The sequence below is a fragment of the Vibrio sp. S11_S32 genome, from assembly GCF_014694465.1.
GTDB classification, from domain to species: Bacteria; Pseudomonadota; Gammaproteobacteria; order Enterobacterales; family Vibrionaceae; genus Vibrio; species Vibrio algicola.
In genome coordinates, this window is record NZ_JAAUWS010000004.1 from 115710 (window position 1) to 130088 (window position 14379).

Annotated in this window: 17 protein-coding genes; 7 read left to right on the forward strand and 10 right to left on the reverse strand. The window is 40.8% G+C overall.

Annotation, left to right across the window (positions count from 1 at the left end):
- Positions 1–78: 78 nt before the first annotated feature.
- The 6 genes from HC723_RS04215 to HC723_RS04240 all read right to left on the reverse strand — a co-directional run bounded on the left by HC723_RS04215 (position 79) and on the right by HC723_RS04240 (position 4152).
- Complete coding sequence (locus tag HC723_RS04215) at positions 79–750, reverse strand: DUF4145 domain-containing protein (protein WP_190338314.1); 672 nt, start codon at positions 748–750, stop codon at positions 79–81.
- A gap of 136 nt (positions 751–886) precedes the next feature.
- Positions 887–1720 carry a hypothetical protein gene (locus tag HC723_RS04220; protein WP_190338315.1) on the reverse strand — a complete coding sequence of 278 codons (834 nt, stop codon included), beginning with the start codon at positions 1718–1720 and terminating at the stop codon, positions 887–889.
- A 110-nt stretch (positions 1721–1830) separates the two neighbouring features.
- The gene (locus HC723_RS04225) at positions 1831–2223 is read right to left on the reverse strand and encodes a hypothetical protein (RefSeq protein WP_153447084.1); all 393 of its coding nucleotides are present in this window, start codon (positions 2221–2223) and stop codon (positions 1831–1833) included.
- Between the two features lie 165 nt (positions 2224–2388).
- Positions 2389–2898: a hypothetical protein gene (locus tag HC723_RS04230; protein WP_190338316.1), complete on the reverse strand. Its 510-nt coding sequence runs from the start codon at positions 2896–2898 to the stop codon at positions 2389–2391.
- A 109-nt stretch (positions 2899–3007) separates the two neighbouring features.
- Positions 3008–3370 carry a hypothetical protein gene (locus tag HC723_RS04235; protein ID WP_190338317.1) on the reverse strand — a complete coding sequence of 121 codons (363 nt, stop codon included), beginning with the start codon at positions 3368–3370 and terminating at the stop codon, positions 3008–3010.
- Between the two features lie 107 nt (positions 3371–3477).
- Positions 3478–4152, reverse strand: a complete 675-nt coding sequence (locus HC723_RS04240) for a HEPN domain-containing protein (protein ID WP_190338318.1) — start codon at positions 4150–4152, stop codon at positions 3478–3480.
- Between the two features lie 354 nt (positions 4153–4506).
- On the opposite strand from HC723_RS04240, the gene HC723_RS17855 reads away from it, so the two are divergent.
- From HC723_RS17855 to purT, 7 genes are all read left to right on the forward strand, one after another.
- Complete coding sequence (locus HC723_RS17855; protein ID WP_203218749.1) at positions 4507–4686, forward strand: phage integrase N-terminal SAM-like domain-containing protein; 180 nt, start codon at positions 4507–4509, stop codon at positions 4684–4686.
- On the forward strand, positions 4647–4793 hold the full coding sequence (locus HC723_RS17860) for a phage integrase N-terminal SAM-like domain-containing protein (protein WP_203218750.1): 147 nt from the start codon (positions 4647–4649) through the stop codon (positions 4791–4793). Before HC723_RS17855 ends, HC723_RS17860 begins: the two co-directional genes overlap by 40 nt.
- 507 nt (positions 4794–5300) lie before the next feature.
- Complete coding sequence (gene sbcB, locus HC723_RS04250) at positions 5301–6725, forward strand: exodeoxyribonuclease I (protein ID WP_190338319.1); 1425 nt, start codon at positions 5301–5303, stop codon at positions 6723–6725.
- 22 nt (positions 6726–6747) lie between these two features.
- Complete coding sequence (locus tag HC723_RS04255) at positions 6748–7143, forward strand: CidA/LrgA family protein (protein WP_190338320.1); 396 nt, start codon at positions 6748–6750, stop codon at positions 7141–7143.
- A gap of 1 nt (position 7144) precedes the next feature.
- Entirely contained in the window at positions 7145–7831 is a 687-nt protein-coding gene (locus tag HC723_RS04260) for an LrgB family protein (RefSeq protein WP_153447189.1), read from the forward strand.
- Positions 7832–8173: 342 nt separating this feature from the next.
- Entirely contained in the window at positions 8174–9064 is an 891-nt protein-coding gene (cdd, locus tag HC723_RS04265) for a cytidine deaminase (RefSeq protein ID WP_153447190.1), read from the forward strand.
- 170 nt (positions 9065–9234) lie between these two features.
- Positions 9235–10410, forward strand: coding sequence for a formate-dependent phosphoribosylglycinamide formyltransferase (purT, locus tag HC723_RS04270; RefSeq protein ID WP_190338321.1), 1176 nt, complete (start codon positions 9235–9237; stop codon positions 10408–10410).
- A 48-nt stretch (positions 10411–10458) separates the two neighbouring features.
- On the opposite strand, the gene HC723_RS04275 is transcribed toward purT, so the two are convergent.
- The 4 genes from HC723_RS04275 to HC723_RS04290 form a co-directional block, all read right to left on the reverse strand.
- Entirely contained in the window at positions 10459–11103 is a 645-nt protein-coding gene (locus HC723_RS04275) for a thiopurine S-methyltransferase (protein ID WP_153447192.1), read from the reverse strand.
- A 65-nt stretch (positions 11104–11168) separates the two neighbouring features.
- Positions 11169–11465 carry an integration host factor subunit alpha gene (ihfA, locus tag HC723_RS04280; protein WP_153447193.1) on the reverse strand — a complete coding sequence of 99 codons (297 nt, stop codon included), beginning with the start codon at positions 11463–11465 and terminating at the stop codon, positions 11169–11171.
- A 361-nt stretch (positions 11466–11826) separates the two neighbouring features.
- Positions 11827–12306, reverse strand: a complete 480-nt coding sequence (gene nrfF / locus HC723_RS04285) for a heme lyase NrfEFG subunit NrfF (protein ID WP_203218751.1) — start codon at positions 12304–12306, stop codon at positions 11827–11829.
- Positions 12299–14308 (reverse strand): heme lyase CcmF/NrfE family subunit, encoded by a 2010-nt coding sequence (locus HC723_RS04290; protein WP_190338322.1) that lies wholly within the window; start codon positions 14306–14308, stop codon positions 12299–12301. The genes nrfF and HC723_RS04290 overlap by 8 nt, the downstream gene beginning before the upstream one ends.
- Positions 14309–14379: the final 71 nt, after the last annotated feature.

Genomic DNA, 14379 nt, shown 5'->3' on the forward strand with positions numbered 1-14379 from the left:
ATTGTTGGCTAAAATTTGTGAGGAACGAACAATAGCCAACTGTTGACGTTCCGTTTAAAGCGCTTGTTAAGTGTTTGATTACAGTTTGTTTTTGCTGTCTCTTTTTTCTGCGCTTTTCCTCGGTGCTTCAGGAATCATTTGATAAAGGCCTTCGAGTTCCTTCGGTTCGCTAATAGCTTTCTTAACAATAAAATTAATGAGTTCAAACATTTTTGAGGCCACGTGATCAAAATCTTCATCTGACATTTCACCAGGATGGACTGCATTATTTCCAGCAATACGGACTGTATCAGCTACCTTTACAACCATTGGGGGAATTGCATTATTAGCCGCTAAAGCACGAATATCTTCATTTATATTTTCACCTTTTTGACCCAAATGCTTGCATAATTTTTGCAAACCCAACCTTAGTAAAGCAGCAGATCCTCGAGGTGATCGAGAAAAAATTCGAGAAGCTTCCATGTAATCAGTTTTAACACTTTCAGGCATATCCGCCACAGGCAAAGGTGATAATCCAAAGTCAGGCAATAGCATTTCCCCTTTGGTAGCAATTAAATGACCGTATTCATTTTTCCCCTCCTCAGTGGTAAGCCACAAAGAAGATTGCTCACAATGAGAACATTCAGCTTCTATGTACCTCCTTCTGCCACGGCGACTATTACTTAACCAATCCCATTTCATATGAGCGTAAGTACCACACAGCGGACAATGGAATGATTGTTTAGTTATATTCGGTTCTACATAATTCATTGTGACTCCGTGATATGAAAATTACTGACACTTAACGCCCATTTAAGGGGCTGATAATTGTTTGCTAAAATGTGTAGCGAAGCGAAACCGAGCAAACTGTTAGCAGTCCCGCTTTAAATTCTTGTTAGGTAACGATTTAACCAATCCTAGTTACAACGTCATTCATTGTATAATGCACAAACTGTTTACCGAGCTCAGTTAAGACATATGGCTTGCTGTTTTCAAATGCTGATTCAGTAGTACGAGAGCCTGTTCTTTTTGGAGCAGGCTTACGTTTTAAGAATTGACCATCATGAGTTGTATCACGAGCTTGTCTAATTACACCACCAGTGCTCAGGTCTCTAATTAGCAATTTATATAAATCAGCTTCTGCGGAGTCTTCGCGTGGAACAACTCCATTTATAGCAGACCATATATCGTAGCGTGTAACGCCAGGAGTTTTATATATTTCTCGAATTACCGCGAAGTGTGATTCATGATAACCCGCTAGCCAATCAATAAATAAACGTACAACATCATCCGAGCAGATTTGTGTGCCAGAAGCGTTACTGATTAAATTAGCAATATATTTGCGCTTTTCAGCTGTGTCAGCTGCATCCCACGTTCTAAATGATTTTCTAACTAAATCTAAGTATTCTTCACTTTGAATACGTTCATCAACAGCTTCACCTAACCTTTCAAAACTTGCGCTAATTTCAGTTAGTGTTTCACCCAATATTTGCATTTTTGTATCATGTTCTTCTAACCAGCGAGTTTGTAATGAGTCAGTTTTTAAAGTGCCTTCCTCGGTTTTCATGCTAGCAGCAGCACTAATAAAACCACCAACCCAAGGAATACTACCAAGGGCAGCTAAACCAAACTTTTCTAGGGCGCGTTTTTTAGTTGTAGGAGCTACTTGAGAAAGCTCTTCCTTAATTTTTTCTATTTCTGACGAATTCTCATTCGCCACTAGAGAGTTATTATCTTCCACTGAATTCTCCTAGTTACCTAACGCCTTGCTAAGAGGCAAAATATAGTTGGTTAAAATAAGCGAGGCACGAGCAAAAAACCAACTGTATTTTGTCCTGCTTGAGCAACTTGTTAGTTTTTTTCTACAACACTCAAGCCAATTTCAGTATATCTTGCCCAAGGATCTTGGTTATCCCAATCATCCGGCATTTTTGAGTTTAAACCTGCATCATTAAGTGCTTGATCTTCGGTTTTCGTAACTACAACACCGATACAAAACTTTTCTAAGAATTCATATATTTTATACTGGTCACACTCGACTTCGTTAAATAATTTATGAATAAGTACTTTCCTAGGAATAAGATGTTCATGTACCAACCCTTTAACTGATGGTTCCTGCGTTGGCCAGATTCTTAGAGCTTCTTCAGACCAATACTTACAGCCTTTATGCTTGCCATAAAATTCAGACCAAACCCACAAAATTTCAGATGCAACACAAAACTGAGTTCCGTAGCTTAAATCCATATCTAATATCATTTTTAAATCGTGACAAATTTCTTCTTTCGTGCGAAATCTATCATTTTTTTCTGAAATTCTAGCGATGACAGCACTCCTAAAAAACTAACGCCCCAATAAGAGGCTAAAAATGGTTGGCTAAAATAGTGAGGCACGAACGACAGCCAACTTTTTTTAGTCCTGCTTTATTGTCTTGTTAGCACGTGTTCCGACCTCTAACTTTATGATAGTATTTCCAATATACGAAATACGAACAGGCAAGTTTTCTCTTATAGGGCCACCGTGGGATTTTGTATTGTTAAAGCCCGAGGTTACTCTAAAATCAGAATATTTAAACTTTATTCCATTTACAGTAAAGGACTCTGATTGATGGCCTTCGTATGGCATAGGCTCAAAGTTTTCAACAATGCCCTCTACTATTTCATAGTTACCTTCGGCATAATCAGAACGCAATTGGTATTGTATAAGGCCGATTCCCAGCCCAGCCAACAAAGTCCAGAGCACAGCGAAAACAAAGAAAAACCAAGAGAATATAGTAACGAACAAACGTGATCTATATTTAGCTAAACGATCTCTGTTTTTTATTAGGAAAAAACCTATAGCAATGAATACTAAGCCTGGAATAGCAAAAGTTAAGCTCCCCAAACCTCCCCTAGCCATCATAAATACAACTTCGTAATCCATACATTCCTATGAGTGCTAACGCCTTGCTAAGCGGATAAAAATGGTGGCTATAATCGCGGAGCGATGGCCAACTGTTTTTATTCCGTTTAAGCGACTTGTTATAAGCCGGTTAGTTAAAGAATCTGGATAGGAAACCTTTTTTCTTAGTTTTTATTGTGTCTGCTTCTTGAAATACTGGGTTATTAGCTTTAACCAAAGGATCATGAATTTCAATTAGTTTATTCACAAGATCAAAAGTGCTTCCATAGTTTTGTATTTCAAATGACGTAGACTCAACGACTTCTTTAAAAATAAGTGGGAATACATTAATCCAAGCCGAGTAATATTTTCTACATTGCTTTTCTGTACCGAATATTTGGCCATAATCGCCACAAATTAAAGCATGCGTAATTTTTTTACGAGGCCCGTTAATCTCTTTTGCACGACCAATTTGATCTTGATTTAGACTAACTAGGGTTAAGTTATATTTCATAAATCTCCAAGACTTATAACGCCGCGTTAAGCGGACTAAAATAGTGGGTTATAATGTGTAGCGAAGCGAAACGCAACCCACTGTTTTAGTTCCGTTTAAACGCCTTGTTAGGCTTTTATTTCTGGATCTATATTGTCATTTAAATATTGAGTCATCACCAGATCCGAAGCCATAACGACACCCAATATTGAATTTATTTGATCTTCAATAACATCAATGGAAGCTTTGAGCGATTGATTTGGATTATGGATAAGCAAATGTCTATATTCAAACAAGTCTTGTAATGCCAAAATATCTTCTTGAGTAGCCTCGGATTCCGACTTCGGATCATCCTTGAAACACCATTTAATATGCCTTACTTGTTTTAAAAATGGCTTTTCAATAACTATAGAAAATACCTTATCGATCGTATTTGTATTTTGAAAACTGTGATTACTAGCAATTAACTCTAGAGGGTGAATTTTATTTACATACATTGCGATTAAATCATCAATTTTGTATGACTTATCATGTAGTTTTTTAAGTTTATTTTCAAATGAACTTGGATCACACATTTTAAATACAGAGTCGAGCATATCTCGGTAATAGACTTCAACCGCAGTGACTATATTGATAACATGACTTTTAACTAAAGTTTCTTGCGTTTCTATACTTGCCCCTAAATTTTGAACTTCTTTAAGCGCTTTGTCTGTCGCTTGATATAGTTCCATAAATGCTGAAATTGGACGACTATTTCGGCTATCTCTGGCTTCCCTATTTTTAATTATTTTATTGATATCCACGATTACCTCTTTAAAGCCTAACAGTGTATTAGCAAGAAACACGGATAAACCCGAAGATTATTTCAACACGTTCACTGCTAATCAATTCATTGATCATCATAAGATACTCTAATGATGAATTTTTTAAAGCATTTAGCCGATTTTATGCGATGGAGAAAGCGAGAACTGGGTTTAACAAGCCAATTGTAACAATCCCAAACTTAAGGTTATTACATACTTTAATTTTAAATCAGTGAGTTAGATTAAAATCACAATACTGAACCGTTCTTTTTTGTTCTCGCTTTCTCCATTTTAATGGCACTTTGGTCAAAACACCATTATAACTGTATATAAACACAGTTAAGAGATTGTATAATGCCTTCACCATTTATTGAGTCTATTCGACAACAAATTAAAGTGCGCCATTACAGCTTAAAAACGGAGAAATCCTATCTCTTTTGGATTCGACAATTCATTCGTTTTAACAAAATGAAACCCCCTAAAGACACCGAGACATGTCAAATTCTCACATTGAAACTTTTCTTTCTTACTTAGCAAACGAGAGGAAAGTATCCAGTGCGACACAAAACCAAGTATTATGTGCCATCATTTTTATGTATCGACACGTTCTAAAAGTTGAGACACCGGATTTAAGCTATTAATTTACAAAGAAACCGAAGCGAATACCTACCGTATTAACTCATCAAGAAGCCAATGTAGTTTTAAGCCATCTTAATGGGCAAAACTGGTTAATATGCGCCCTTTTGTATGGCTGTGGGCTCAGAATCAAGAACGATTCAAGAGCTCTTAGGTCACAGCGATGTAAGAACCACGGAATTATATACACATATCATTGGAAGTCAGTTTTGCTTCACAAAAGGCCCTTTAGATTAATACCCGGACTCATAGCTAATACTACTGTTTTAATATGCAGCCTTTGATTATTATCGCTGCAAATATCGTCCTTATTTACGCCGATCGGGCATTAATTTATTGATTCAGCTTGCCTAGTTAAGGCTTATTGTTGGATACTTACCTATCTTCGTGGGTTGATTTTTTAATGGCATCAACCATGATATTGATTGCAACACGACACAATGCGGATAAGGCCTAATACCCCATGGTTCATAAGGCGTTAGAAAGAAATTCATTCCAAACGGGTGACATCAATGCAAAACAATGAGCAACCAACTTTTTTCTTCTTCGATTATGAAACATGGGGCGTGAGTCCGGCTAAAGACAGACCTAGCCAATTTGCTGGGGTGCGCACCGATGCCGATTTCAATATTATTGGCGAGCCTTTGGTGATTTACTGCAAGCCGCCTGCCGATTACCTACCCAATCCAGAAGCGGCATTAGTGACTGGAATTAAACCGCAACTCACCGTGCAAAAAGGACTGCCTGAGCCTGAATTCATTCGCCTTATCCATGAGCAATTCGCCCAACCTAATACTACTTCGTTAGGGTACAACAATGTGCGTTTTGATGATGAAGTCACCCGCTACACTCTCTATCGTAATTTCTACGATCCGTATGCATGGTCATGGCAAAACGGCAATTCGCGTTGGGATTTATTAGATGTAATGCGGACTTGTTACGCGCTGCGCCCAGATGGCATCAATTGGCCAGAAAACGACGATGGACTGCCAAGTTTTAAACTCGATCGACTGTCGGTTGCCAACGGTATCGAACACAGTAATGCTCATGATGCGATGGCGGATGTGATCGCCACCATTGAACTGGCGAAAAAATTAAAAGCTGCGCAACCTAAGCTATTCAATTACCTACTCAATATGCGCCATAAAAACAAATTAAAAGCACAAATTGATATTGTGAACATGACGCCCTTAATGCATGTCTCTGGCATGTTTGGTGTGCAGCGCTCTAATACCAGTTGGATTGTGCCAATGGCGTGGCACCCAACTAACGCCAATGCAGTAATAGTGGTCGATCTTGCTAAAGATCCAGCGCCATTACTGGAATTAGATGCCGAGCAGCTGCAAAAACGTTTATATACCAAGCGAGATGATTTAGCACCCGATGAATTGCCGGTTCCGATAAAACTGGTGCATCTCAATAAGTGCCCAATCCTAGCGCCTGCAAAAACCTTAACCGCAGAAAATGCCGCTAACATAGGGATCGATCGCGCCCAGTGCTTGGCTAATTTGGCCATATTAAAAGCCAATCCTGAGATCCGCGAAAAATTAATCGGTTTGTACAGTATTGAGCGTGAATATCCGCAAGATGATAATGTGGATACCCAGCTTTATTCAGGCTTTTTCTCACCTGCCGATAAATCAACAATGGATATTATCCGTGAAACAAAACCGGAGAATCTAGCCGGTTTAGAGCTTTCGGTTAAAGACTCCCGGATCGCCCCCTTATTATTCCGTTACCGCGCTCGAAATTACCCAGCGACACTCAATGAGCAAGAACAAGACCAATGGCGCGCACATTGCCGAGAATACTTTGAAGCTAACCTTGAAGATTACCTCCTAAATCTTGAGAATCTTGCACACGAACATGAAAGTGATAGCGCGAAAATGGAAGTACTAAAAGCGGTGTATCAATATGTTGAATCGATCGCTTCTTAAACAAGCACTATAAGGATGTAAAGTGTTTAAAAAGGTTATGGGGTATATTATTTCTTTTGCCATTATCATGGGCTGTCTATGGCTCGGTAATGGCATCCAAGCTTTGCTGTCACTGTCGATCCCTGGCAGTATTTTTGGCATGTTGATTTTGTTTGCACTTTTGGCATCAGGGCTGATAAAAGTGCAATGGATAAGCCCTAGTGCGCATGCTTTTATTCGCTATATGATCATTCTATTTGTGCCGATCAGTGTCGGCTTAATGGATCACTTCCCGATGCTGATTGACAATGCGCTGTCTATTTTTGCCAGCAGCGTGGGGGCAACAACCATTGTTTTAGTGGTGCTCGCACTGAGCTTACAAAAAATACTCAGCTCTCACGATAAAGTAGAAAAAACAAGCAAAAGTAAGGAGTCATAATATGTGGTTACTACTAACGTTTGTGGTTTTCTTTGCGGTGCGATGGCTGGCGATAAAAATCAACAATCCACTCGCCAATCCTTTGTTGTTGAGCATCATCATTATTATTCCGATTTTAATGGCGCTTGATGTGCCATATAAAGTCTATTACGCTCAAAACGACTGGATGACCTATCTACTGCAACCTGCCGTTGTGGCGCTTGCCTACCCACTTTATGAACAACTGCCCCAAATAAAACAAAATTGGAAAATCATCTTTCTTGCTTGCGGTGTTGGCAGTTGCATGTCGATGCTCACCGCCGGATTAATTGCCGTATCCTTGCATACCGACCCGACGTTAGTCGCCAGCCTTATGGGTAAATCAGTCACTACCCCGATTGCGATGGAAATAGGCAAAAGCTTAGGTGGCGAACCCGCTATCGCGGCCATTTTAGTGTTAATTGTTGGTGTATTTGGTTCGGTATTTGCCTACCCAATTTATACATTACTCGGCGTGACCCACCCAATTGCACGCGGTTTGACTATGGGGACAGTATCGCACGCGTTAGGTACCGCTACTTGCGCAGGTAAAAACGCTGAAGATGCTGCTTTTAGCTCTTTGGCACTCGTTAGTTGCGGCATTATAACGTCTATACTTGCGCCAGTATTCTTCGCTTTTTGTTTGTGGGTAGGTGGCTTTATTGGTTAAAGTTAAAGCTTGATTTAAAAAGGGCTTGGCTCGGCAAGTTGCTAGTGTTAAATGTTCAGTCAATCTGCCCCCAAAAACAACAGGAAGCTTATTATGCTTCCTGTTTTTCTCTCCAATCTTTGAACATCAATAGCAATACCACTTTAAATGAGATCTAGCTCACTTAATAAAGCAATAAATTGTCGACTCCGCCTCATTATTTGACGCATGTAACTCTTTAATGAAACTTGAATGTATATACTTTAAAAAAAACGTGATCAACCCCATATTGTTAATTATCGAATCATTTGCACAAATTTCTTAAGTGCCCATTCGGTATCGAAAAATTAAAAGGAACATCCCATGACGATTCAGCACAACATTGAGCTTTTTGGATCTTTACCATCACATGTCCAAGCCAAGGCTACCCAGTATTTTAATCATCCAGACTTTAGTGGTCACCTTGATGCAAGCCAATATCAAGATCTTTTGGCCGATTCTGGCTTAAACGATACGCAACTTAAACTGGCTTTACTTCCGCTTGCCGCTTCACATTCCTATTGCCCTATTTCTGATTTTCATGTTGGCGCGATTGCTGAAGGTTTATCTGGTGCAATCTATTTTGGTGGCAACCTTGAGTTTTCAGGCACGCAATTAGGACAAACGGTTCATGCAGAGCAATCTTCGATCAGCCATGCTTGGATGAAAGGTGAAACGGGAATTAAAAATATCACCATCAATCATTCTCCGTGTGGTCACTGCCGTCAGTTTATGAATGAGTTAACCAGTGCCAACGATCTGATTATTCAATTACCACAGCGCCCTGCAATGTCACTGGCACAATTATTACCTGATTCTTTTGGCCCTGGTGATTTAGAAGAGCCTCGCCGTTTAATGGATCAAAACAAGCAATCCCATAGCGCTCCAGAAGTCACACCATTAATGCAAGCGGCAGTGGATGCTTTAAATATGAGTCACGCACCTTACTCTAACAATTACAGCGGCGTTTCATTACAAGTGACAAGCGGCGCGATTTTTAATGGCAGCTACGCCGAGAACGCGGCATTCAATCCAAGTTTGCCACCACTGCAAGTCGCGATTAATTTATTACTATTAGCCGGTCATTCACTCGATACTATTGAAGCCGCTTGTTTAGCTGAGATCGCTGATGGATCCATTAGTCATTTAGCGGATACCCAAGCCACTTTAGAAGCGATTAATCCTGATATTACGCTGGAATACGCAGCGCTTTAAGATAGAGTTCAAAAACAATAATGCCCAATCTGTTGTTGGTGACTACAACCACAGATTGGGCATTTTTTATACATTCAAGTTTATTTTTCTTAAACACGTCGCGCAAACGATTGCTTGAGTATGAAAAACGAGTATGATCTGTCCCAAATTAATCTTGCGAGAATGACATTATGTTTGGAACGGCGACGGCAACAAGCGCAACGAAAGTTTTATTATTAGGTTCAGGCGAACTCGGTAAAGAAGTGGCGATAGAATGCCAACGTTTGGGATTAGAAGTTATCGCGCTTGATCGCTACCCTAATGCTCCTGCCATGCAAGTTGCTCATCGCAGTTATACGGTGGATATGCTCGATGCTGAAGCGATTGAAGCCATTATCGCCAAAGAAAAACCAGACTATGTCGTCCCCGAGATCGAAGCGATTGCGACCGACAAATTGGTGGAACTTGAGGCAAAAGGCTTAAATGTTGTCCCGACTGCGAAAGCCACACAATTGACAATGAACCGTGAAGGTATTCGCTGTTTAGCGGCTGAAGATCTTAATATTCAAACCTCACCATATCGCTTCTGTGATACTTATCAAGAGTTTGAACAAGCGGTTGAATTTGTCTCCATGCCATGTGTGGTTAAACCCATCATGAGCTCATCAGGCAAGGGACAGAGCGTAATAAAAACCAAGGCTGATATGCAAACCGCTTGGCAATACGCTCAAGAAGGTGGCCGCGCGGGTGCGGGTCGGGTCATTGTGGAAGGCTTTGTTGATTTTGATTATGAAATAACGCTACTGACTGTTCGCGCGGTCGATGGTGTGCATTTTTGTGCTCCGATTGGACACCGACAAGAAGATGGCGATTACCGTGAATCTTGGCAACCACAAGTTATGTCGGCGAGTGCGATCCAAGCGGCGCAGCACATGGCAGAGAAAGTCGTCAATGCACTGGGCGGTTATGGTTTATTTGGCGTGGAATTATTTGTTAAAGGCGATCAAGTGATCTTTAGTGAAGTCTCCCCTCGCCCACACGATACCGGCATGGTGACTTTGATATCACAAGAGTTATCCGAGTTTGCCTTACATGTGCGCGCTTTTATCGGCTTGCCAATTAACTCTATCATCCAATATGGGCCATCGGCATCTGCGGTTATTTTAGGGGAAGGAACATCAAACAATATTGGCTTTGATGGCTTGGCAAACGCGGTCGCGCAGCCTCAAACTCAAATCCGTTTATTTGGTAAACCCGACATTGATGGTCGCCGCCGTTTAGGGATAGCATTAACTCGCAGAGACAGTGTTGAGCTGGCAATAGAAGAGGCCGTTGAAAGTGCCAGCAAAATAGAGATCCGCTACTAATCGCTTATTATCATCGTGGCTCGGAATGTGAGCCACGAAAAAGGTACATTAGTTTTCAATTAACCACACTTCTTCAGCAAAGCGTGATAATCCATTTTCTATTTTGGGGTGATTGGCACTGGCTTCATCACGTTGTAAACGCGTCACTTTCATACCCGCATACATGGCGCGGATCTCATCTTCCGGCACGCTAAACGGTGGGCCTTGCATTTCATTTTGATCGTAATCCAATCCAATCAATAAAATTTTACCGTTTGGTTTCATTAACGACTTAATTCTTGCTACATAGTCAACACGCAACGCTGGTGGTAGCGCTATCATCGCGGCGCGATCATAAATTAAGTCATAACTTTCTAATGGCGCAGTAAAAAAATCACCGCTGTAGATCGACAACTCATCAAATTGATAAAGCTCATGCAGGTTATTAAGCGATGTTACGGTTGGTGTGTAGAGATGCTCGGCAAAAAAAGCACGTACCGCAATATTACTGAGCTCAACCCCAGTGACCGATTGATGTTGAGTGGCAAGCCAAATCAAATCTTCGCTTTTACCACATAAGGGCACTAAAACATTGTGTTCTTGTTTCGGTTGTAAGTGTGACCAAAACTGCGGCAGTAAGGGGTTCACATCAGCCAGATGAAAACCAATTTTATTTGCTGCCCATTTACTGTGCCAAAATTCTTGATCTTGCATTTTTATCCTTACTTCAGATAACAAAAAGGCCACCTAAGTGACCTTTATTGGTTAAATACTCAATGTTATTTTTCTATCTTGATATTTTCAACACGAGCTTTAAGCTTCTGACCCGGGCGGAATGTCACCACTCGACGTGCAGAAATTGGAATGTCTTCGCCAGTTTTAGGATTACGTCCTGGACGTTCACTTTTATCACGAAGATCAAAGTTACCAAAACCAGACAATTTTACCTGTTCACCGTTCTCTAATGCTTTTCGAACTTCTTCAAAAAACACTTCTACGGTTTCCTTAGCATCACGTTTACTGTAGCCAAGTTTTTCAAACAGGTTTTCAGCCAAATCGGCCTTAGTGAGCGCCATAAAACTATCCCTCATTTGTAACCACAGTATTTGTGGAATATGTTGTATTTACATGTCAGCAAGCTAAAAGCTAACGATAACTACGAAAGTGTAAGCCAACCTTATGATTTTCGCCAAATTTTTTTAATTCAATATTTAGCTTTCTAGCCATTTACAGCACTGAGCATAGTATAAATAGTGGAAGTTATTGGTTTTATTATCTGCAAATTAGTGATTTTTGAAAATTAATATCTATTTAAATAATATAATTAGTGTTTAACTTTGTTTTTGAAATTACGCGATCTGGCAATAAAAAGATGCATTTAAAGTGTCATTTACATAATAATTACTGTTATAACATAAAGTTAAAAATTATCTAAACTCATTTATTTAACGCTGATTTTTTTCTTGTATAAGATCTCGCCGCCACTATCAACATAAGCAACAGCATTAATGGTGTTAACCATAGCACATAGGTTGAGGCTTCAAATTTTGGTTTATAGAGTACGAACTCACCAAAACGATCGGTCATAAAGTTAAGAATATCTTCGTTGCTGTGCCCTTGATCGACCATCTTATACACTTGCAGTCTCATATCTCGCGCAATCGACGCATTTGACTCGGTCAAGTTTTGATTTTGGCAGCGAGGACAGCGAAGTTGGCGGGCTAAATAATCGGCTCGATGCTGATCTTGGGCATTTTTAAACGCAAACACATCCACCAACTGAGCGTTATCGCTATTTTGCGTTTCGGTAGCAGCTTGAATACTCACCGATCCACTGGCTACTGCCACGTTTTGCCACACTAATACACTCAATAACATCACACCGCTGATTTTTAATCCACTCCACAATCTAAGCATAGTGACTCTCCAATAGGCATCGAGGTTTTTGTAACATATAACGCGTAACAGATAGGCCTCCACCTAACACCATTAATAATCCGCCAAGCCATAACCAGCCAACGAACGGTTTATATTGGATCCGCACTGCGTAATGGGTTTTATCTATTTTATCGCCCATTGTGATATACCAGTCTCCTAACGCGGTATTATAAACACCCGGTTCAGTCATATTCATGGTTCGAACGGTGTAATGACGACGTTCTGGATAAATGGTGGTGATATATTGCCCTTGAGGGTCATACAGTGCCACTACCCCTTTCTCCGCAGTATAGTTTGGTCCTAGTACCAGTTTGGTTTTTTGATATTCTAATTGATGACCATTTAATGTCACTTGTGAACCCGGCGCGAGCTTTTGATTGGTTTCCACCGCGCAATAACTGACTAAAGTTGCCCCAATAATCGTCACCGCCACGCCGCAGTGAGCGAGTACCATCGCAAGTTGCTTGAGTCGCGCCCCCGATGATTTAAACCAAGCTTGCAACGCCGATACTATCACCCAACAAGACAAAATCAGGCTCAATACGACCAAAGCGTAACTTTGCTCATACCATTGATATTCAGGTCGATACAATCCGTAACTGGCCGCACCGCCAATCACAATCGCCAATAAAAAGCCCATTCTGGTATTTTCTAACAAAGCTTTCATATTGGTTTTATGCCATTTTAAAGCCGGCATGATCCCCATCACAATGCACATCACAAACACAATCGGCACAAAAATACTGTTGAAATAAGGCGCGCCGACCGAAATATTACCCAAATCAAAAATTTGGAAAATCATTGGGTATAGCGTGCCGAGCAACACCGAAAATGTCGCTAGAACCAATAAGCCGTTGGTCATAAAGTATGCCATTGAGCGCGACAACCACGAGAATTGTACTGGTTGAATATAACGATTGGCTCGCCAAGCAAATAAACTCAATGACGAGATCAATACCAGTGACAATATCACCAGCAACACCACGCCACGAGTCGGATCGGCGGCAAACGCATGCACCGAGGTTAGCACCCCAGAGCGCACAATAAAGGTGCCGAGTAAGCTGAGTGAAAAGCTAAAGATGGCCAGCAATAAACTCCAGCCTACCAGTTGCTTTTTATGCTGAGAAATAGACAAAGAATGCAGCAATGCCGTGCCGGTTAACCATGGCATTAAAGAGGCATTTTCAACAGGATCCCAAAACCACCAGCCGCCCCAACCTAGCTCGTAATAAGCCCACGAAGCGCCTAATACAATTCCGCCAGTTAAAAACACCCACGAAGCCACCGCCCACGGCCGCATCCACTTAGCCCAATCCAATTCAATCTTAGGTGAAATAAGGGTGGCGATAGCGAAAGCAAAACTGACCGAAAAACCCACATACCCGAGATATAACATCGGTGGATGAATGATGAGTCCAATATCTTGCAACATAGGATTTAAGTCGCGCCCTTCAAATGGCACAGGAAATGCCCGCAAAAAAGGATTAGAAGCAAAAATAATGTAACCACCAATCGCGATTGCAATTAAGGCCAACACCAAAATAACAATCGTCATAAATTGTTGATCTCGTTTACGACCAACATAGGCGGCCAGCGCCGACCAACCGGTGAGCGACAACAACCAAAATAAGAATGAACCTTCATGTCCGCCCCAAACGGCAGCCACTTTATAAAAAATAGGCAAATGAGTATTAGAATGCAGATCCACATATTGAACCGAGAAATCATCTTGCGCAAAACACACCGCTAAGATAACAGTACTGATCGCCACTAAAATAAATGTGGCGTAGCTTAACTCTCTTGCGGCTTTAGCATAAAAGTCAGCTCGATGGTTTGTATCCGAGAGGCCAACGTGATTAGCTTGAATAAATTTAGGGTCCATAATCGATGTTTTATATAAGCATAGACTTGCCAAGCACGCGGTTAACACTGCGCACATTACCGCAAGAATAAGAATAAAATGACCGACTTCTGGAAGCATAGAGTTACCAATTAAAAAAATAAAAACAAAAGGCGGAACTTAAATAGCGCTGCCTTTATTAACTTGGAGAG